This window comes from Nocardia nova NBRC 15556 (assembly GCF_001613005.1).
Taxonomy (GTDB): Bacteria; Actinomycetota; Actinomycetes; order Mycobacteriales; family Mycobacteriaceae; genus Nocardia; species Nocardia nova.
Genome location: NZ_BDBN01000072.1, coordinates 26,301 through 47,558 on the forward strand (window position 1 = coordinate 26,301; position 21,258 = coordinate 47,558).

Annotated in this window: 11 protein-coding genes; 1 reads left to right on the forward strand and 10 read right to left on the reverse strand. The window is 68.6% G+C overall.

Features of this window, described 5'->3' with window-relative positions:
- Positions 1-63 precede the first annotated feature (63 nt).
- From NN2_RS25970 to NN2_RS26015, 10 genes are all read right to left on the reverse strand, one after another.
- Positions 64-1,380: a lipase family protein gene (locus NN2_RS25970; RefSeq protein WP_146098678.1), complete on the reverse strand. Its 1,317-nt coding sequence runs from the start codon at positions 1,378-1,380 to the stop codon at positions 64-66.
- A gap of 104 nt (positions 1,381-1,484) precedes the next feature.
- The gene (locus tag NN2_RS25975; RefSeq protein WP_245658852.1) at positions 1,485-2,633 is read right to left on the reverse strand and encodes a lipase family protein; all 1,149 of its coding nucleotides are present in this window, start codon (positions 2,631-2,633) and stop codon (positions 1,485-1,487) included.
- A 330-nt stretch (positions 2,634-2,963) separates the two neighbouring features.
- A complete protein-coding gene (locus tag NN2_RS25980; RefSeq protein WP_082857262.1) occupies positions 2,964-3,773 on the reverse strand; it encodes an ABC transporter permease in 810 nt (269 codons plus the stop codon).
- The gene (locus NN2_RS25985) at positions 3,770-4,555 is read right to left on the reverse strand and encodes an ABC transporter permease (protein WP_063016710.1); all 786 of its coding nucleotides are present in this window, start codon (positions 4,553-4,555) and stop codon (positions 3,770-3,772) included. The genes NN2_RS25980 and NN2_RS25985 overlap by 4 nt, the downstream gene beginning before the upstream one ends.
- Positions 4,552-5,529 (reverse strand): ATP-binding cassette domain-containing protein, encoded by a 978-nt coding sequence (locus NN2_RS25990; RefSeq protein ID WP_245007148.1) that lies wholly within the window; start codon positions 5,527-5,529, stop codon positions 4,552-4,554. The genes NN2_RS25985 and NN2_RS25990 overlap by 4 nt, the downstream gene beginning before the upstream one ends.
- 76 nt (positions 5,530-5,605) lie before the next feature.
- Positions 5,606-8,650 carry a nocobactin polyketide synthase NbtC gene (gene nbtC / locus NN2_RS25995; protein WP_063016714.1) on the reverse strand — a complete coding sequence of 1,015 codons (3,045 nt, stop codon included), beginning with the start codon at positions 8,648-8,650 and terminating at the stop codon, positions 5,606-5,608.
- Positions 8,643-9,941 carry a beta-ketoacyl [acyl carrier protein] synthase domain-containing protein gene (locus NN2_RS26000; protein WP_063016716.1) on the reverse strand — a complete coding sequence of 433 codons (1,299 nt, stop codon included), beginning with the start codon at positions 9,939-9,941 and terminating at the stop codon, positions 8,643-8,645. The genes nbtC and NN2_RS26000 overlap by 8 nt, the downstream gene beginning before the upstream one ends.
- Complete coding sequence (locus NN2_RS26005; RefSeq protein ID WP_063016718.1) at positions 9,938-10,687, reverse strand: thioesterase II family protein; 750 nt, start codon at positions 10,685-10,687, stop codon at positions 9,938-9,940. The genes NN2_RS26000 and NN2_RS26005 overlap by 4 nt, the downstream gene beginning before the upstream one ends.
- Before the next feature lie 23 nt (positions 10,688-10,710).
- Positions 10,711-16,881, reverse strand: coding sequence for a non-ribosomal peptide synthetase (locus tag NN2_RS26010; RefSeq protein WP_063016720.1), 6,171 nt, complete (start codon positions 16,879-16,881; stop codon positions 10,711-10,713).
- A gap of 52 nt (positions 16,882-16,933) precedes the next feature.
- Positions 16,934-20,410, reverse strand: a complete 3,477-nt coding sequence (locus tag NN2_RS26015) for a non-ribosomal peptide synthetase (RefSeq protein WP_063016722.1) — start codon at positions 20,408-20,410, stop codon at positions 16,934-16,936.
- 145 nt (positions 20,411-20,555) lie between these two features.
- Between NN2_RS26015 and NN2_RS26020 the strand changes: the two genes are divergently transcribed.
- Positions 20,556-21,254: a siderophore-interacting protein gene (locus NN2_RS26020; protein ID WP_063016724.1), complete on the forward strand. Its 699-nt coding sequence runs from the start codon at positions 20,556-20,558 to the stop codon at positions 21,252-21,254.
- The last annotated feature ends 4 nt before the right edge of the window (positions 21,255-21,258 follow it).

Sequence of the window (21,258 nt, forward strand, 5' to 3'; positions counted from 1 at the left end):
GGTCTCGATCCGAGACGACGCGACGCCGCCCACCCTGTCGGCGGGCGGCGTCTGCCGGGCTCGCTACGGTAGGGCGCCGCAATTGGTCGGCGCGGGCAGACCGGCCAGCCGATCGGTCATCCATGAATGCGCGGTCATCAGCGACGGGAAATAGGCCAGGTCGTGGGTGCCCACGACGCCGGTGATAGCGGGCAGTTGCGGATTCGCGTCCAGCTGGACCGGAGTGCCGCCGGCACACCACCCGGCGGCCACGGCGCGAACCGGTGGATACGGTGTGCCTTCGTCGTTCACGGCCGAGGCGATGAGCACGGGCATCGTGGGCGCGATCGTTCCGATGCGCTGTTCGTCGAACGCCGCTTTCAGCGCCGGCGACCGGTCGATGAGAGCGGTGAGAGGTTCTCCGCTATTGGTGATTTGCGTTATTCGCCGTATTTGAATGTCGAGTGACGCGGCGATAGCGCACTTGTCCAGCGCGTCGCGCATCAGCCCTTTACCCGCGTCGTTGATTTCGGCATCGAGGATCGGCCGCGTTTCGGGATAGTCGGCGGCGATACCGTTGAGGGTGAACGGCGCGGCGGATCCGACACCGGGCTGGCCGTAGTTGTAGCCGATGAAATTCTCGGGGTCGACGATCGGGCCGCCGATGTAGGCACCACGCACGTTCAGTTCGGGTGCGTAGCTCGATTGCAGTTCGGCGGCCCCGGCCGAGGCCATACCGCCCTGGGAATAGCCGAACAGGATGACCGGCGAATGCGGATTCAGTCCGGTGCCCGGCAGCTGCAATGCGGCACGGGCGGAATCGAGTACGGCATACGCCTGAGCCTTCCGGTTGAGGAAGTCGTGCACATCGGGCGTGCCCAGTCCGTGATAATCGGTCAGCACCACGGCCATACCGCGGGCGAGCAACGAGGCCAGCGCGATGACGTCGTATTCGGCGATGACGTCGTACGGCGGCCGGAACTGGGCCAACTGCGGCAGCACCTTCGACGGCGCGCACTGGTCGCCCTGGCCCTGAGAGCCGACGCCGTAGGCGACCAGCGGACGTTCGCCCGGTCCGGTCCACGGCACCACCGGCTGTAGATACGTCGCCACCACCGCGGTCGGGGCATCGTGAGTATCGCTGCTGAGATACATCATTCGCGTCGACGCCGCCGGCACGACACCCGGCTGGCCGGGTGCCGACAAAGCCAGCGCCGCCGGTTGGGTACGAAGGATCGCGCCCGGCGGCATCGGCGGTGGCGGCGGCGGTATGTAGAAATCATCGGCGGCGACCTGCGTAGCCGGTTGCGGCGACGCGGGTGGCGCCGATATCGCCGCGCCCGCGATGACGACGAGCGAGCCGAACAGAACTGCGTTCCATCTGCGGATCAAGCCCCTCACGATCGATCCTTCCCTGCGTTTTCAGCGGATATACATCGAGCGTCGAGCGATCGAACATCGGTGGCCCGGGTGGGGGTCTGCGGCCTCTCCGGGCACGTCGGCCGCTACGGCAACGCGGCGCAATTGCTCGCCGCGGGTGCCGCCGCGAGCCGATCGGTCAGCCACATCTGCGAGGCCGCCAAGGACGGGAAGAAGGCGAGATCGTGGGTGCCGACGACGCCGGAAATCGGCGGAAGCTGGGAGTTCGCATCGATCTGCACCGGGACGCCGCGACTGCACCACGCGGCGGCCACATCTCGGATGGGCGCGTACGGCGCGCCCTCGTCGTTCTTCGCCGAGGCGATGAGCACCGGCGCCGACGGCGTGCCGCCGCCGATGCGCTGATCGGCGAAGGCCTGGCTCAACGCCGGGGAGCGATCGATCACCGTGGTGAGTGGCTGTCCGCTGGAAGTGAACTGGGCCGTCTGCCGCTGCGGATTGTCGATCGATACCGCGATCGCACATTTGTTCGCGGCGTCGCTCAGCAGCGCCTTGCCGGCATCGTTGAGTTCGGCGTCGAGTTCCGGGCGCGTCTCGGGGTAGTCCGCCGCGATGCCGTTGAGTGTGAATCCGACCGCGCCGGACAGGCTCGGCTGGCCCTCGTTGAAGCCGATGAAGTATTCGGGATCGACCACCGGCCCGCCGATGTACGCGCCACGCATATTCAGTTCGGGCGCATAACTCGGCTGCAATTCGGCCGCACCGGCCGAGGCCATACCGCCCTGGGAGTAGCCGTACACGATGACCGGCGGCCGCGGCCCCAGACCGTTGTTCGGCAACTGCTCCGCGGCCCGCGCCGCGTCGAGTACCGCATAGGATTGCGCTTTCCGATTCAGGAAGTCGTGCATTTCCGGTGTGCCCAGCCCGTGGTAATCGGTGACCACGACGGCCATACCGCGCGACAGCAGCGAATACAGCGCCAACACATCGTATTCGGCGATGACGTCGAACGGCGGCTGGTATCGGACGAGCTGCGGCAGCAATTTCGAGGGCGCGCACTGGTCGCCCTGGCCCTGCGTTCCGACCGCGTACGCGACCAATGGGCGGTCACCGGGACCGGTCCACGGCAGCATCGGCTGCAGATACGTTCCCGTCACCGCGGTCGGCGCGTCGTGCGTGTCGTTGCTGAGATACATCATGCGTGTCGAGATCGCCGGGACGACGCCGGGTTGTCCCGGCGCCGAGAACATCAGCGATGCGGGCTGAGCTCGCACGATGGCTCCCGGAGGACCGGGGGGCAGGGGCGCCGGCGGAACGTAGAAATCATCATCGGCGGCGGCCTGCGCCGGAGGCTGCGTCCAGGCATGCGGCGCGGAAACCATTCCGCCCGCGACGGCGATGAGAGCTCCGAACAAGACAGCGGTACAACTGCGTATCCGGCTCCGCACGATTCGTCCTTTCCTGAGCTTCGGGATGCCTATCGGAACGAACAAACGGATCTCGACAGTACCGAAAAAGACGGATCGATCTTCGGTGAATCAGAATGACACTCGGCGTGTCTCGCTAATTACGGGCTAATGGCTTGTCAGGAGGCGGAAGACGGGTCAGCTCTGGGCGGCGCGACGGTAACCGCGAATGGCGACGGCGCCGAAAACCACCATCAGCCCCACCGACCACGCCACGGTCTGCAATACCGGAACCAGCAGCGGACCACCGAGAGTGAAGTCGCGCATCGCCTCGATGGCGCAGCTCATCGGCTGAGCCCGCACGATCGGTTGCAGCCGGCCCGGATAGTTCTGCACCGGCACGAATCCGGAATTGAAGAACATGCCGACCAACACCACGATCGCGAACAGCTGCACCACCTTGTCACCGGCGCTGCTCACCCCGACCGCGATGACCAGCGGGGTGAATCCGGCGATCACGATCACCGGTACCAGCAGGACGCCGATCGCACCGCCCCAGCCCTGCTGGAACCGCAGGCCCAGCGCCATGCCGACGGCGACGACCACGACCGTCGCCGCGAACGCGCGGGCGCATTCGGCGGCCAGCCGGCCGGACAGTCCGGCCCAGCGATGCATCGGAAGCACCCAGAATCGGCGCAGCAGACCGCTTTCCCGCTCGGCGTACAACGACATGCCGGTACCCATCGCGCCGTACATCGCCCCGGCGACGGCGATCATCGGCACGAACCCGTAGATCGGGTCGGCCCCGCCGGCGGCGCCGAGGGATTTGTCGAGCACCAGGTCGTACATGAGCAGCAGCAGAATCGGCAGCACCAGCGTGCTGGTGATCACCTCCGGCTGCCGTGACCAGCGCCGCAGCAGGCGACCGGTCTCGATCAGGGTCTGCGACCACAGATCACCGATCCGGGAGCCGAGCACGGGAGAATCGTCCACAACGGTCGCACTCATCGCCGGTGCCCTTCCGCTCGCACTGCCAGGACCACGGCGACCACCAGCAGCACCGCGATCCAGATCGCGGCCACGCCGAGTTCGGCGGGGTACTTCCCCGCCGCCAGTCCGCGCAGCGCGTCGGTGATCTGCGAGACCGGCTGATTGCGTACATACGGCTGGATCCAGCCCGGAAAACCCTGCACCGGAACGAACCCGGTGGAGGTCATCACGAGCAGCAGTTGCGGGCCGAACAGGACGGTGCCGCTGAGTTCGCTGTTGCGGGTGATGGTGCCGAGCGCGTCGGTGGCGATCACGAGCGTGGTGCCGAACGCCAGCACCACCAGCACGAAGACCAGCGTGGAATCCGCGCCGTGGAATCGGAATCCGAAGATCGTGCCGATGATCAGCGCCCCGGCGAAGGCGGCAACGGCGCGCACCAGATTCGCCGACATCCGAGCGGTCACCGGAACCCACGGCGGCACCGGCATCGCCCGCAGCCGGGTGGCCATGCCGCCGACGACCTCTCGCGCCGCCCGGTCACCGGCGAACATGGAGGTGAAGAACATGGCGAAGACCGCGATCAAGGGCAGCAGGTACTGCGCGTAGTCGATACCACCGGCCTCCATCGACTGCCGCAGCGGCACGTAGAAGCAGACGAAGAACACCACCGGCGCGGCGAAGGCCAGCACCAGATCGCCCTCGCGCAGCGCGGTGCGAATCATGCGGCCGCTCAAAGCCGTCCATTGCAGCCCGGCCGGAACCCGGAACAGTTCGGGGGTTTCGGTGCTCGCCGCGGTCATGCCGGGATCTCTTCGGCCGGTTCGGTCAGCTGGATGAAGACCTCGTCGAGGGAGGGACGGCGCAAGGCGATGTCGATCAATTCGATTCCCGCGCTGTTGATTCGGTCCAGTGCTTCCGACAGCGTCACCGCGCCACCGGGCGCGGGCACCGACACGCGGTCCTGCGATTCGGCGATCGTGACCTCCCCCAGGCTCGCCAGCGCGGCGGCCACGGCCGGCACATCGCCGGCATCGACCGGGACGACCTCGCAGTAGCTGTCGCCGGAGCGGGCCTTGAGCTGATCGGCGGTGCCCTCGGCGATCACGGTGCCCTTGTCGACGACAATGATGTTGTCGCTCAACGCATCCGCTTCCTCGAGGTACTGCGTGGTGAGCAGAATCGTGACGCCCTGTTCCTTGAGCGAGCGCACCATCGCCCACAGGCTCTGGCGACTGACGGGGTCCAGGCCGGTGGTGGGTTCGTCGAGGAAGACCACGCGCGGCGGCCGGACCAATCCGCAGGCGATATCGATGCGCCGGCGCATACCGCCGGAGTACTGGCCGACCCGTCGTTCCGCCGCCTCGGTGAGCGCGAACTGCTCCAGGAGTTCGTCGGCGCGCTGCGCGGCGGCCTTGCGCCGCAGGCCCATCAGACGGGCGAAGAGCACCAGATTTTCCCGGCCGGTGAGCATTTCGTCGAGCGCCGCGTACTGGCCGGTCAGCATGATCGAGGAGCGGACCTGCGCGGCCTGGGTGACGACGTCGAAGCCGGCTACCCGCGCAGTACCGGCATCGGGACGAATCAGCGTCGACAACACCGATACCGTGGTGGTCTTACCCGCGCCGTTGGGCCCGAGCACACCCAGCACACTGCCCGCGGGGGCGCTGAAACTGATGCCTCGCAACGCGCGCACCGCGCCGAAGGTCTTCTCGACACCGTCGACGACGATCGCGTTGTCCGTATCCGCCGGACTACCCATTGAATTCGACACCATGCTCTCCGTCCGAGCTCCCGCCCAGTTACTTTGGTAAGGCTAACTTGATAATTCGATGAACTCCACCGCCTCGGCCTCAACCGAGCAGCGCCACCACCTCGTCGAGAGAGGCGCCGCCGAGAATGGCGGTGACCGGGAGATCCCGCCGCAATTCGGCCTCGACCCGCTTGCGGAGGTCGAGCGCCTGCAGCGAATCCAGGCCCAGCGCCACCAGCGGGACCGATCCGTCAACGGCCTCGCTCGGTTCCAACCCCATCACCACCCGCAGGGCATCGCGCACGGTGTCGGCGGTGCCGCGCGCGGCGGCCGTGTCGGCGGCGGGCTCGGGTTCGGTCACCGGTTCGGCCACCGTAGCCGCCTCCGGCTCCGGTTCGTCGGTGGGTAGTTCGGCGAACAGCGGCGCGAAACCGAAGACCGAGAACAGATCTCGGATGCGACCCCACTGGGCGGCGGCGACCAGCACAGTGGCCGCGCGTGGCGCGAAACCGGCGGCGACCGCCACCGCCGGGTCCATCGGCAGCAATCCGGTGCCACTGATGCGGGCCAGCGCTTCGGCATGGTCGGCGCCGACCGCCCGCCACAGGCCCCACTGCACCGCCGAGCATCGGATGCCTTCGGCCCGGTAGTGCGCGGCCTGCGCGTCCAGCATCCGGTTGATCGCGGAGTAGACCATATGCCCGCGCCCGCCCAGTGTGGCCGACAGCGACGAGCACACCACGATGCGACCGTCGTCGGTGCGCGGGAAGATACGCGTGAGGTTGTGCAGCACGACGGATTTGGCGTTCGCGGCCGCGCGAATGGCCGCCGGATCCGGATCGGCGGCCGCGGCGTCGTAATCCACGGCGGCATGCACGACGAGAGTCGCCGGGCTCGCGGTGTAGTCCGCCGCGAGGTCGGCGAGTGCGTCTGCGTCACCGGCGTCGCAGCGGCGCACCACGATCTCGGATTCGTGCCGGGCGCCGATCTCGGCGATGCGCGCCGCGGCGGCGGCCGAACCGCCGGACCGGCTGATCACCGTGATGCGGCCCGCGCCCGCGGCGGCGAACTGCTCGCAGAAGTCGAGCCCCACCTTGCCGGTGCCGCCGACGATGACGACCTCGCGCAGTTCCTCCCCGTGCGGCGGAAGATCACCCGCGGTGTCGTCGAGGATCAGCCGTTTCGCGTAGTAGCCGCCGTCGCGCACGGCCAATTCCGGCTCCACCGCGATATGGATCGCGCCGAGCAGCGCCTTCGCCGCCGCGGCGGCATCGGTCCCGGCGCCGAGATCGACGTGCCGGAAGGCGACGCCGATGTGTTCGGCTGCCAGACAACGGAATCCGGCCTGTGCGGCGGCATGGAACGGATCCGGCAGATCGGAGTCGACGACCTGTTCGCCGCCGCCGGTCACCAGCCAGATATCGCCGATGCCGTCGAGTTCGGCCAACCAGCCGCGGTCCCCGAGGAATTCGGACACATCGTGCACCGGACCGTCCGGCGACGCGGGCGGGGCCAGCACCACCAGGGTGTCGGGCCGCGCGCCGGTACCCGCCTCGATCACCGTGGCGCCCTGGCGGGGCGCGGCCGCTCGGACGGCGGCCGCGAGTTCGGCGTGGGCGCCGCTCGGATCGACCACCGCGAGGGTCCGCGGCGGCACCATCGTGCGCCGCCGCAATCTGGTCCAGGTCTCGAGCACCCGCTGCGGGGCGACCGTGGAATCGTCGGAATCGCTTCCAGTGGAGCTCTTTTCGACAGTGTGAGCGTAATCGAACGGCGCCCACAGCGATTTGGCGTTCATCTGCGTATTGGGGAAATCGAGCAGCGGCAGCGCGGGCACACCGCCGTCGCCCGGTTCGCGCAGCGCCTCCCACCGATAGTTCGCGTCGTGCACCGCGACGGTCGCCAGATTGCGGGTGAACTCCCGCAGATCCTCGGCGGTCCGGCGCGAGGTGCCCAACATCTGAAATTCCCGCTGCCCCGGAATTTCCGACAGATTCTCCTGAATCGCGAGCATCAGCGTCGGATGTTCGGAAATCTCGATGAAGGTGCTCGCCCCGGCGTCCACGGCTTTCCGGATCGCGAGGTCGAAGCGCACCCGGTTACGCAGGTTCAGATACCAGTAGTCGACGATGGACAGCCCCGGATGGAGGCGGTCGCCCATGGTGGCGCCGATACAGTCGATCTCGGTGTCGATGAAGGCGTGGTTGTCCATTTCCGGACCGACCGTGGCAGCCAGCAACTCGCGCCCGGCACTCACATAGGAGGTGTGCGCCGGATATCGGACGCGAATCTCTTTGGCGAATTTCCCTGCGGCATTGAGTGATTCGACGATGGTGACGACGGCGTCGCGTTCCCCGGAGATCGCGATGATGTGGCGGGAGTTGATCACCGACAACTCCACGAAATCGGCCTGGCGTGCGATCAGGTCCTCGCACTCGTCGCGGTCGATGCCCAGCACCGCCATGGAATAGCCGCTGAGCTGACGGTCGTCGACGATCCGCGCCCGGGTGGTGACGATTCGGACCGCGTCCCGCAGGGTCTGCGCCCCGCTGACGTAGGCGGCGGCGATCTCACCCTGCGAATGCCCGACCGTCACACCCGGGCCGACCCCGGCGGCCTGCCACATGGCCGCCACACCGACCATCTGCACGAACAGCGCCGGTTGCACGGTCAGCGCCTTGTCGTCGGCCTCCTGCCCGGCCTCGAGCAGATAGGGGCGCGGCGACCAGCCGTAGAGATCGTGAAAGACCTTGTCGCACTCGTCGACAGCATCGCGATAGGCCGACGAGTGCTCGTAGAGCATCGCGCCCATACCGGGGCGCTGGCTGCCCTGGCCGGGAAAGACGTAGGCCACGCGCTGCGCGGTCGCGGCGCGCTCCGATCGCACCACCGCCGGATGCGGTCGGCCGTCGGCGACGGCACGTAGCGCGGCGATCACATCGGTCTGCGCATCCGCCATCACCACAGCGCGATGGCGGCGCGGTGAGCGGGTGCGAAACAGCATGTCGGCCAGGCGGTCCGGAGTCACCTCGGGATGGTCGGCGAGGTAGTCCGCGACGGCGGCCGCCTCCGGTCCCAGCAGGTCCGGGTTGTCGCTGGACAGCAGGATCGGGACGCTGCCGTCGGGCAGGCGGTAGCTAGACATGACTCTCCTCTTCGGCCGGAATGGCCAGCAGCGCATGAGCATTCGTGCCCGACACCCCGAACGACGACACCGCCCCGTAGCGCACGCCGTCGTGCGGCTGCCAGTGCTCGAGTTTCGCCGCCAGCCGCAAGCCGGTCGCGTCCCAATCCACCTTGCCGGTCGGATTGTCGGCGAAGCGGGTCGGCGCGATCTGTCCGTGCAGACCGCTGAGCAGCACCTTGATCAGCCCGAGCATGCCCGCCGCCGCCTGTGCGTGGCCCAGATTCGATTTCACCGAGCCCAGGCGCGCGGAGCCCGATCCGTAGACGCGGTCCAGCGCCTCGAGTTCCAGCGGATCGCCGACCGCCGTCGCGGTGCCGTGGCCTTCGATCATGCCGACGACCTCGGGTGAAATATCCGCTGCCGCAACCGTCGCGCGGATCAGTCGCTCCTGCGCGCGGCTGCTCGGCACGGCGATCGGCGCTCCGGCGCCGTTGTGGTTGACCCGGGTGGCGAGCAACCGGCCGTAGATCCGGCGACCGGCCGCGCGGGCCCGCGATTCGCGTTCCAGCACGACCACCCCCGCGCCCTCGCCCCAGAGCGTGCCGTCGGCGGCATCGGAATACGGTTTGCACTGCCCGTCCGCGGCCAGCGCGTTGTTCTTGGAGAATTCGAAGAACGCGGCGGGCGAACCCATCACACAGACCGCACCGGCCAGCGCCCAGTCACATTCCCCGGCGCGGATCGCCGCCGCCGCCATATGCAGCGCCGACAGTGACGAGGCACAGGCGGTGTCGACCACGATCGACGGGCCGCCGAGGCCGAGGCAGTTGGAGATCCGCCCGGCCACCGCTCCCAGCGCCGCGCCGGCCGCACGATAGCCCGAATAGTCGTTGACCTCGGCGCTGTGCGGACCGTATTCGGTCGGCGAGGCGCCCATATAACAGCCCACCTCGTCACCGTCGACGGCCGCGGGATTGATGCCGGCGTTCTCCAGTGCCCGCCAGGCCACCCGCAGCGCCACCCGCTGCTGCGGATCCATCGCGACCGCCTCGCGCGGTGTGATGCCGAAGAACATCGGATCGAATTCTGCTGCGCGATCGAGAAATCCGCCCGCGTCGCGGACCGCGGCCCAGCCGTCGTGGCGCGACAGGTTCAGCAGTTCGGCGAGCGGCCAGCCGCGGTCGCGCGGGAACGGCCCGGTCAGATCGCGGGCCTGCGACAGCGCCGCCCAGTACTGGCCCGGGGTCTCGATGCCGCCGGGCGTCTCGACGGCGAGGCCGCTGACGACGATGGGATCCGCATCGCTCACGCTGTTGTCTCCATCTCGGCGACGAGCAGCTCCGCGATGCCCTCGACGTGGTCGTGCAGATAGAAGTGGCCACCGTCGAATATCGATACCGCCAGCTGCGATTCGGTGTGCTGCCGCCAGCCGTAGAGGTCGCCCATGGTGACGTACTCGTCGTCGCTGCCTCCCATCGCCTGCACGGGAGCCTGCACCCGCACGTCCGGCGGGCAGGTATAGCGGTCGAAGGCGGCGTAGTCGGCCTTCAATGCGGGCAGCGCCATCCGCATCAGGTCGCGATTGCCGAGCAGATCCGAGCCGGTGCCCTCCAGCCCGGCCATATGGTCGAGCAACTGTTCGTCCTCGGTGGGATGGTTGGGCATCTCGGCCACCCGCGACGGGGAAACCGCACCCGAGACGGCCAGCAATCGCACCGGCACGCCTTCGGATTCGGCGATGCGGACGAATTCGAAGGCCACGATCGACCCCATGCTGTGGCCGAGCACCGTGATCGGCTCGTCGCGGTTCCACGGTGAGAGCGCGAACTCGTCGAAGGCGCCCTCGGCGATCTCCGGCAGCGTCCGCAGCGCGGCCTCGCGAGCGCGGTCCTGGCGGCCGGGGTACTGCAGCACACCGACGTCGAAATGGTCGCGCAACTGCTTCGAGAAGGGCCGATAGGTCGATGCGCCGCCGCCCGCGTGCGGGCAGATGATCAACGGTGCGCTCGCCCCGCGCGGTGCGTGGAACTGCCGGATCCAACCGGGTGCTGCCATGCTCGTCTGACTCCTCATATCTGTCACTGCCACATCCGCCGCATCACCAGCAAGCCCTGATCCTCGTCGTCGAGCACGGTGGTGTCCGCGACGGCGCGGTCGGGCTGTTCGGCGATGGCGCGCAACGTATTCCGGAACGCGGTCTCGATGATCCGGGCGTCGTCGGCCTCGAAACTGTCCTCGGCGTAGAACACCACTGCCCGCACTCCGTCGCCGGGTAGCAGGGAATTGGCCGGGAAGATCATCAGCAGCAGCGCGTTGTCGGTGGCGCCGCCGCCCTCGAACGACACCAGCTCCAAACCGCCCTCGCGCAACGAGGTTTCCAGTTCGTCGCGGCCCGGCGGATAGGACTGGAAGACGAACATGCTGTCGAACAGCTTGCGCGCCGCCGGGCCCGACCGTCCCGCCGCCCGCATCGCCGAGGTGAGCCGGTACTGGTGGTACTCCATGAGATCCACCCGATGCCGCTGCATCTCGGCGAGATGGTCGCGCCAGGTACGGTCGCCGGCCAGGTCGATCGCGACCGGAACGGTGTTGGCGAAGCAGCCGACCGCATGGTCGACGCCGTCGAGGTCGGCGGGCCGGCCCGACACCACCTCGCCGAAAACCGTTGCCTGGTCGCCGGTGACGTATCGCAGCGCATTGGCCCAGGCGAGCTGGCAGACCAGGCTGAAGGTGGCGCCCTGCTCGGCGGCCATTTCGGTGGCACGCGCGACCGTGTCGTCGTCGAGAACGAACGTGCGCCCCTCCGGTACGCCGCCGCTGTCGGGCGTGCGTGCCGGGGCGACGAGGCACGGTCGCACATCCTCGAGGTAGTTCCGCCAGGCCGCCTCGGTGGCCTCCTCCCGGTCCCGGGTGAGGCGCAGGAAGCGCGCGAAGGTATCCGGATCGCCGAGCGGCTCGCCCCCGCGCCCGGCGTATTCGGCGAAGATCTCCCGCGGCAGCAGCTGCCCGGACCAGCCGTCGGTCAGTAGATGGTGCGAGGTCAGCACGACCGTGTGCCGGTTGCCGGGCAGATGCACCACGGTGACCCGCAGCAGCGGACCCTGGGTGAGGTCGAAATGTTCCGCCTGGTCGGCCCGGAAGAAGTCGTGCAGCCGCTCCTGCGCGTCCGGCAGATCCGCGAAGTCGATCTCGCGCACCGGAATGCTCATGTGGTCGGCGACCACCGCATAGGGCTGTCCCGCATGCGACACCGAAATCGACACGCGCAGATTGGGATAGCGGTTGAGCGCGGTGTCGAAGGCCGCGGACAGCCGCGGCAGGTCGAGTTCGCCGCGGACCCCGATGAGCGTTTGCACGTTGTAGACGTCGTTACCCGCGGACCCGAGCGCGGTGAAATACAGACCGGCCTGCAGCGGGGCCAGCGGGTGGATGTCCACGCATCCGCGATACAGCGCCTGCCAGCGATCCAGATCCGGCTGGGTCACCTCGTCGGCGACCACGTCGCTGGGCGTGAGGCGGCGAATCGGGTTGTCGCGCACCGTCTTCACGAGTTCGCCCAGACCCTCGGCCCACAGCTGGGCCAGTTCGCCGGCTTCGTCCTCGGACAGCGGACCCGCCGGGAACCGGAAGGAGGCGTGCAAACGCACACTGTCGCCGTCGGCCAGTGCCACGGTGTTGACGTCCAGCAGCGCCGGGGCGGGCATGGCCGGATCCGCATGACCACCCAGATAGCCGAATTCCGGTGCGGCGTCCCAGGTTCGGACCGAGTCGCGGTCCGCGGCGGATTCGGCGAATCGGCCCATGTAATTGAAACTCACCTGCGGCGAGCGTGAACCGGCCAGCTCGGCGCGGGTCTCCGGGTTGAGCCAGCTCAGTAGTCCCCAACCGATCCCCGATTCGGGCACCGCGAGCAGTTGCTCCTTGACCGCCTTCACCGCGGATTCGACCTGCTCGCCCGCCTCCGGAATGCGCAGCGAGACCGGGTAGGTGGTGGTGAACCAGCCGACGGTGTTCGCGAGATCCACTCCGCTGAAGAGGGTTTCGACCCGGCCGTGTCGTTCCATCGTCACCGCGACCGCATCCGCGTCCCGGTCGCGGCGGCGGCGGAAGCGATGGATCGCGACCGCGAGCGAGGCGACCTGGATGTCGAGAAAATCGCAGCCGAAAGCCGTTGTGGCCGTGCTCATCAGGAACGCGGTATCGTCCGCGTCGAGGGTGGCGGTGATCTCACGCACGGTCGCGACGGTGTCGACGGCCGGATCCAGGGCGCGACTGCCGAGCAGCGGATCCACTGCTTCTACGGCCGCGCGCCAGTACGGCAGCGTCGCGAGGACGGCGTCGCTGTTCGCCACCTGTGCCAGGCCGGTGTTCCAGGTCTTGACCGAGGTCCCCGGCTGCGGTTCGACCGTCGTGGCCGCGACACCCCACAGTCCACGCAGATCGTCGTGCAGCACACGCCAGGACACACCGTCGACCACCAGGTGGTGGACGACCAGCAGCAGCCGCCCCTGGGTTCCGTCGGCGGAGTGCACCCAGGCGGCGGCGAGCATGCGGCCCGCGCCGGGGTTCAGCTGCGCGCTCAGCTCGGCCAACTGCGCATTCAGCTGCGCACCCGCGGTGCGGTCCCAGTTCTCGTCATCGATCACGACCTCGGCGAAAGCGGGCGCGACGGTCGGCTCGTCCGGTTCCGGGACGTAATACGCCGTGGCGCCCTGGGGATCGGTGCCGAGCCGGGCACGCAGCATCGGATGGCGTGCGGCCAGCGCCGAGACGACCTCGGCGATCTGCTCGCGAGTGCTGTGCGCGGGCGCGACGACCGCGGTGGCCTGGGTGTAGGAGCGGTAGTCGTCGGATTGTTCGGTGAGCAGCGCCGCGATGGGATTGAGCGGGATCCAGCCGGCCGGGCTCTCCGCCTCGATCAGGACCGGGCCGCTGCTTTCGGCGATCGGCTCGCACGCCGCGGCGATGCGGGCGATCGTGCGCGCCTCGAACAGCGCGCTGGTGGTGATCAGCAATCCGTACTTCTTCAACGTCGACGCCATCCGGATCGCGCTGATGGAATCGCCGCCCAGGGCCAGGAAATCGTCGTCGGCCGCCAGCGCGGTGGTATCGCCGAGGTGCAGCACCGCGCGCACCACCTCCGCGACCGCGGTTTCGGCGCCTTCGCGCAGTTCCCGCCCGTGCCCGGTGCTGCCACCCAGATCCGGCTGCGGCAATGCGCGGCGGTCGAGTTTGCCGTTGGCGGTCAGCGGCAGTGCCGCCAATTTCACCAGTGCCGTGGGGATCATATATTCCGGCAGGCGTTGCGCCAGTGCGGCTTTGATGCGCTCGGTGTTCTCGGCGTCGCCGGCGGTGGCGAACTCCGAATTCGCCTCGGGCACATAGTAGGCCACCAGCGCCAGGTCGTGGCTCGGCTCGCCCTGCGGCACGGTGATCGCGACGGCGGAGGCGATACCGGGCACGCGGCGCAGCACGGTGCCGATCTCACCCAGCTCGATGCGATGTCCGCGCACCTTGACCTGATCGTCGACCCGGCCCAGATATTCCATGCGGCCCTGCGAATTCCAGCGCACGATATCGCCGGTGCGATACATCCGGGCTCCGGGCTCACCGGCGAACGGGCATGCCACGAAGGCCCCGGCGGTCAGATCGGGGCGGCGATGGTAGCCCTGGGCCAGCTGCACGCCGCCGAGGTAGAGCTCACCGATCACACCGGGCGGCACCTGCCGCAGCCGCTCGTCCAGCACGTAGACCGACGAATTCCATTCGGGCAGGCCGATGAGCGCCGGTTCCAGCGCGGCGCCGGCCGCCCCCTCGGTGTTCGTCCGCCCGGCGAAATCCTCGTGCATGAGGTCCATCGACCCCTCGGTGGGGCCGTAGAGACCGAGCACCGTACCGCCGAAGAAGCGGCTCGATTCCGCGACCAGCGCCGGCGGCACCGCCTCGCCGCCCAGGTACACGTAGCGCATGGATTGCAGCCGCGCCGCGTCCGGCCCCGCATCGATGAAGGCGCGAACCACACTGGGCACCAACGAGATCTGCGTGATGCGGTGCCGGTGGATGATATCGGCGAGCGCCTCCACATCGGCCTGCCACCACTGCGGCGGCGGCAGCACCGTCGCCGATCCGGTGCACAGCGCGTTCACCAGCTCGAAGACCGAGACGTCGAAGCCGATCGGCGCCTTCTGCAGGATGCGCTCCTCGCCGAAGCCGAGGTAGTCGCGCATCCACTGCACATGGTTGGCGATACCGCGGTGGTGGATGACGACGCCCTTCGGGCGGCCGGTGGTGCCGGAGGTGTAGAGCAGATAGGCGGGGTCGAGCGGATGCAGGGGCCGCGGCAGCTCGACCGGCGACAGCTCCGAGCCGTCCAGCGCGGACAGCCGTTCGATCACCGACGTATCGCTGAGATCGATTGCCGCGACATCGGTTTCGAGATCGATCTCGCTGTCGGCCGACATCAGCAGCAGCGCCGGCTCGGCATCGCCGAGCATGTACTCGATGCGGTCGAGCGGATAGCTGGGGTCGATCGGGAAGTACACCGCGCCGACGCGCAGCACCGCCGCGAACGCGATCGGCAGCCGCTCACTGCGTTCGGCGTAGACGCCGATTCGGTCGCCGGGCCGCACGCCCTCCGCCAGCAGCAGGCGCGCGAGCCGGTTCACCCGGCTGTCGAATTCGCGGTAGGTCAATTCGATATCGCCGAACACCACGGCCGTACGGTCCGGGTAGGTGCGCGCGGAGGCGCGGATCATCGCGTCGGCGGTCTCCGCCTCGATCGGCACCGCGGCGCCGTGCGACCACTGCGCCAGCGCCTTACGATCGGTCGGCGACAACGTGGCGAGCTCCGATACCTTTCGGTCGGCGGTCGCGGCGGCGAGCACGAGGTCGATGTATTCGTGCAGGCGATCGATCGTGACGGGATCGAAAAGATCGGTGCGATAGGTGATCTGGACGTCGGTTCGATCACCGTGCATGAAGGTCTCCACCACCAGCGGCAGCAGGGCCGCGCCGTTGTCCATCAACTCCCAGCTAGTGGTGGCGCCCGGAAGCTGGGGGCCGTCGATCTTCTGGTGCAGGAACAGCACCATCGTGTCGAACAGCTGGGAACCGACGTTGCCGGTCGCGGCGTTCACCGCGCGGACGATGCCTTCCTGCGGAAAATGCTTGTGCCCGAACGCGCCGGTGACCACGCCGCGCACCTGCTCGACCAGCTCGGCGAAGCGCTGATCGTCGCGGCCGGCGATGCGCAGCGGGAGCATATTGCCGAGATTGCCGATCAGCAGTTCCATCCCGGACTCTTCGCGGTTGGCCACGGTGGTGCCGATGACCATGTCGGTGCGCCCGGTCATCTCGCGCAGCGCGACATAGTAGGCGGCGAGGAAGACCGAGAACGGGGTGGTGCGCAGGTCGGCGGTGAGGCGGCGCAGCGTCGAGTCGGCGGCCGCGCTCAGCGGGCGATCGCGGCGGGCGCCGCGTTCGGTGGCCGCCACCGGGCGGCGATCGTAGGGCAGCTGCAGTTCCGGAAGCTCACCGTCGAAGCTGTTGCGCCAGAAGCGAATATCCTCGGCATGGTCGTCGGCGGCGAACCGGTCGGCCTCCCATTCGGCGAAATCGGCGACCTGCAACCGCAGCGGCGCCACCGTGACCGGGCCGGTCAGTGCCTGCCGGTAGAAGTTCTCCACGTCCCGCGAGAGCGCGGGCAGTGTCATACCGTCCCACGCGATGTGCTGAATCACCACCACCGCGACCAGTTCACCGGCGGATATGCGAACGAAGGTCACCCGCAGCGAGGACTCCGATGTGAGATCGAAGCTTTCGCGGGCCGCGGCCTCGGTCAGCTCACGCAACCGCTGCCGGGCCTGCTCCTCGGCGAGACCGGACAGATCCTCCTCCACCAGCCGGGGCGGCAGATCGGAATGGATCCGCTGATAGGGCTCACCGTCCTCATCGGTGTGATAGGTGGTGCGCAGCACCTCGTGCCGCTCGACGAGCGCGGCGAAGGCCGTGCGCAGGGCGCCCACATCGATCGGCTCGGCATCGGCCGCGCCCTCGAAGGTCAACGCCAGGCACAGGTTGTAGGCGGAGCTGCCGGGCGAAATCTGCTGATGCGCCCACACGTAACGCTGTCCGAACGACAACGGCGCCCGTTCCGGATTCCGGCGCACCGGCACGGCCGCGGCGGTGGCCAAACCCTCCTCGGCGAGCCGAGCGGCCATCGCTACCTGCAGGTCTTCCAGCGAACGCATCTGACGAACCAATCTGTCTACAACGAAAACTCGGGGCCTGTGCTGCGGTGGCTCAGTTCCACGCCGAGGCGAGAGCCGAATCGGCCTGTGCCGAATCAGGCTGGGGCACCGGCACTTCGGCCAGCTCCAGCAGGATTCGCGAGACCTGCGCCAAGCGACCCGGGATGGTTTCGTCGGCCTGCAACCGCGCGGCGATGCGGCGCACCGTCCGGCCGGCGAATACCGCGGTGACACCGAATTTCTCGACCGCGAGCAGTCCGCGCACCTTGGCGGTCAGCGTGGTGGCCAGAATCGAATTGCCGCCGATCTCGAAGAAATCGGTTTCCACACCGACGGTCTCGACACCGAGAATCTGCGCCGCGATATAGGCCAGCGCCGCCTCGACCTCGTTCGCCGGCGGCACCGCGGATGCGCCGGCATCGGGCGCGCCCGCCTCCACCAGCCGCCGGATCGCCGCCCGGTCCATCTTCCCGTTGGGAGTCAGCGGGATCTCGGAGACGGTTTCGATCAGGTCCGGAATCATCTGGGCGGGAAGCAGATCCCGCAGCGCGGCCCGCAGTTCGTCGGCGGTGACCGCCGCGCCGGCCCGCACCGCGGCCGCCAACCGGCCGGAACCGGTCACCAGCGCGACGGCCTGCTGCACGGACGGCAGTGTGGTCAGGGCGGTTTCGACCTCGCCGAGTTCCACGCGATAGCCGCGGATCTTCACCTGATGGTCGGCGCGACCGAGGAAGTCGACGGTGCCGTCGGGCAGGTAGCGGGCCAGATCGCCGGTGCGGTACCACCGCAGGCCGCCGTACTCGACGAAACGCTGCGCGGTGCGTTCCGGATCGCCGCGATAGCCGTCGGCCACACTGGTTCCGCCGATCCACAATTCGCCGACGACCCAGTCGGGACAGTCCTCGCCGCGCTCGTTCACCACGCGCATCGCCACATTGGCCAGCGGCGTGCCGTAGGGCACCGCTGCGCGGTCGGCCGGGAAGTTCTCGGTCACTTCGCAGACCGTCGAATGAATCGCGGCCTCGGTGGCTCCGCCCAGACCGGCGAAACGCAGGCCGGGCACCAGGGCGCGCAGGCGATGGGCGAGTTCGGCCTCGACCCGGTCGCCGCCGGTGACGACCACCCGGAGGCTGCGCAGGTCCTGCGCGTCGGCCGAGTCCAGCAACATCCCGATCAAGCCGGGCGCGCAATTGAGCACGCTCACTTCGTGTTCGGCGATCAGCCGGGCCCACGCCCGGGCGTCCCGCTCGATTTCGGCGTCCACGCACACCAGCGCACCGCCCAGCGCGAGCGGGGCGAAGATGTCGAAGACCGACAGATCGAATTCCAGTGACGACAGGCCCAGCAGGCGAGCGTGCGCGTCCAGGCCGAAATACGCCGCGAGGGCGTCGACGGTGTTGGCGGCCGCCCGATGGCTGACCTCCACACCCTTGGGCTCACCGGTGGATCCGGAGGTGAACAGCACGTAGGCGACGGCATCCGGATCACTGGCGTAGGCGCGATCGAGACGACGACCCGTCAGCGCGGTGCTCAGTGCGATCGGGGTGACATCGGCCGGCAGGTCGAGCGCCGCATCGGTGAGCGCGACCCGGGCGCCCGCGCGGGCCAGAATGCGATCGCGTCGCGCGCGCGGCTGACCGGTGCCGATCGGCATGTAGGCCGCCCCCGCGGCCAGCACACCGAGTACGGCCGGAATCTGCCGATGCCCCTTGGGAACGATCACCGCGACGGTATCGCCCGGCCGCACGCCGGCATCGGTGAGCGCGGCGGCCACCGCGAGCGCCTGATCGGCCAGGTCGCCGTAGTCGCAGGCGCCGCCGCGCCGGCGCAGGGCCTCGGCTTCGGGCTTGCGACGGGCCCGGTCGAAGAACTCACCGTGCAGGGTGCGCGCCCGCCAGTCGGTGAAGGTGTCGTTCACCCGCTCGCGCACCGCGCGCTGCCGCACCGGCAGGTCGATCGACAGCGGTGCGTTCCAGTCCGCGCCCGGCTCGGCGAGGGTCAGCAGCAGGCGGCGGAATTCGGCGAACATCGCCGCGACCACGCCCTCGGGCATGGCGTCGCGGCGCACATCCCAGTTGACCAGCAGTCCGCCGCCCAGTTCGGCGACCTGCGCGTCCAGATCGACCTGCGGGCCCTGCGACAGAATCCACACCGGCTCGCCGAACAGCGCGGTGACCCGATCGGAGAAGAGCTCACCCAGGTCCAGCCCCGAGGTGAACACCACCGACGGCGTCACCGGCCCACCACGCGACCGGCCGAGATCACGCAGCACATCCAGGCCCTCGTATACGGAATGCACGGCGCAGGTGTGCAATTCGCGCTGCAGGCGCTTGGCGCGGGCGACCATCGATTCCGGCTCGCGGGCATCGACGTCGACCAGCACCGAGTTCGTGAAATCACCCACCACGCGGTCGATGTCGTCGTGCAGCGGCTCCCGGTCGAACAGCGGGACGTTCAGCAGGAAGCGCTGCCGCGCGGACCAGCGCGCGATGGTCTCGGCGAACACCGTGGCCAGCGCGACCGCCGGGGTGACGCCGTGGCTGTGGGCGAGTGTGTCGAATCCGGCCTTGGCCTCGGGTTCGAACCAGTGGTGCAGCCGGATGCTGCGGCTGGGATCGGTGCGCTCGTCCTCGGCCAGGACCGGCAACGACGGGATATCGGGCAGATCGGCGAGCCGCCCCTCCCACCAGGCCTTGGCCGCCGAATTGTCCGGCGCGTGGCGCGTTCTGGCGTCGAGATATTCGCGGAAGGTGTAGCCGACGGTGTCGGCCGGATCGGCGTCGCCGTCGTACAGCGCGGCCAGATCGTCGAGAATGCGCCGGTAGCTCAACGCGTCCGCGGCGAGCATGTCCACATCGACGTGCACGCGGTGGGCGCCGTCGGGCAGCAGAGTGAGGGTGATGTCGACGACCTGCCCGGATTCGACATCCATCCGCTGATGACTCTTGGCCTGGCGCAGGCGTTCCAGTTCCGCGTCCGGATCGTCGGACGTGCGCAGGTCCTGCACCCGGAACACCGGGAGCGGCGGCTCGGGCAGCACGCGCTGTGTGCCGGCGTCGGTGAACTGCACCCGCAACTGCGGATGGCGGCGTACCAGGCGGCCGACCGCGCGGCCCATCCGATCGGCTTCCAGGCCGCGGCCGTCGAATTCGACGTAGAGATGGGCGGCGACACCGCCGAGCCGCTGGTCCTGGCGGCGACCGACCCAGTAGGCGTGTTGCATGGTGGCGAGGGCGAATTCCTCGCCCTCGGTGAATGCCGCACCGTCGGTGGCAGAGTCGGTACCGCTGTCGGCGGGGGCCGGTTCGGGGGTGGCGCCGAGCAGCTCGGCCCATGCCGAGATCGTGGGTGAGAGCGCGAGTTCGGAACTGCGGACCTCGTGGCCCTGTTTGCGCCAGCGACCGGCCAGTCGCATCAGTTTCATCGAATGCATGCCCAGGCCGACCAGATCGTCGTCGTATCCGATCGATTCGGGTTGGATCCCCAGCTCCGCCGCCACGATGTCACGAACGTCAGCCTTGCCGAGCATCAGACAAACTCCTCACCGGCCGGAAATCGGGCCTCACCACCTACTTCAAAGGCTAGGCTTGCCTAACCTGGAAGCATAGTAGCCCACAGCCTCCATCTACCGTAGGGGTGTGGTTTGGCTAACCTAACCCAGCTACCCTAACCCCATGGGCAAAGGCATCAACGGCGTCATCCTCAAGGCACTGCGCGCGGACGACTACCGGCTGACCGTCACCTCGGTGCGGCAGATCGGCGACAAGTACCTGCGGCTCGGCTTCACCGGCGGCGGGCTGCTGGCCGACCATCCCGTCCATCCCACGCAGTGGATCCGCATCTGGTTCCCCGACGACGACGGCGACCTGCAACAGCGCGGATACACCCTCGTCGACCCCGATCCCGGCAACGACGCATTCGATATCGAATTCGCGCTCCACGGCGGCCCGGCCTCGCAGTGGGCCGCGCGGGCCACGGTCGGTGACGAGATCGACGCCACCGTCATGGGCTCGAAATTCGCGGTGCCCGAACCGGTTCCGTCGGAATTCCTGATCTTCGGCGACAGCGCCTCACTGCCGGCGATCAATTCGCTGCTGGACGCGATCGGCGAGACGCCGGCCCGGGTGTGGCTGGAATGGCAGGAGGAGTCCGAGCAGTCGCTGCCGGTGCGCACCGGACCGAAGACCGAGGTGACCTGGGTACAGCGAGTCAACTACGGCCAGCTGCTGCGGCAGGCGGCCGACTCGGTCACCTGCTCCCCCGATGCCTTCGGCTGGGCCGCCTGCGATGCCGCCACCACGCGCGCAATCACCAAATCGCTGAAAGCCAAACTGCCGAAACATAATATCGCCGCCCGCGGCTACTGGCGGTGACCCG

Excerpts from the sequence above, each read along its gene's own strand:
- NN2_RS26005 (WP_063016718.1), bottom strand. The coding sequence starts at position 10,687 with ATGGCAGCACCCGGTTGGATCCGGCAGTTCCACGCACCGCGCGGGGCG.
- nbtC (WP_063016714.1), bottom strand. The coding sequence starts at position 8,650 with ATGTCTAGCTACCGCCTGCCCGACGGCAGCGTCCCGATCCTGCTGTCC.
- NN2_RS26010 (WP_063016720.1), bottom strand. The coding sequence starts at position 16,881 with ATGCGTTCGCTGGAAGACCTGCAGGTAGCGATGGCCGCTCGGCTCGCC.
- NN2_RS26015 (WP_063016722.1), bottom strand. The coding sequence starts at position 20,410 with ATGCTCGGCAAGGCTGACGTTCGTGACATCGTGGCGGCGGAGCTGGGG.
- NN2_RS25985 (WP_063016710.1), bottom strand. The coding sequence starts at position 4,555 with ATGACCGCGGCGAGCACCGAAACCCCCGAACTGTTCCGGGTTCCGGCC.
- NN2_RS25990 (WP_245007148.1), bottom strand. The coding sequence starts at position 5,529 with ATGGTGTCGAATTCAATGGGTAGTCCGGCGGATACGGACAACGCGATC.
- NN2_RS26020 (WP_063016724.1), top strand. The coding sequence starts at position 20,556 with ATGGGCAAAGGCATCAACGGCGTCATCCTCAAGGCACTGCGCGCGGAC.
- NN2_RS25980 (WP_082857262.1), bottom strand. The coding sequence starts at position 3,773 with ATGAGTGCGACCGTTGTGGACGATTCTCCCGTGCTCGGCTCCCGGATC.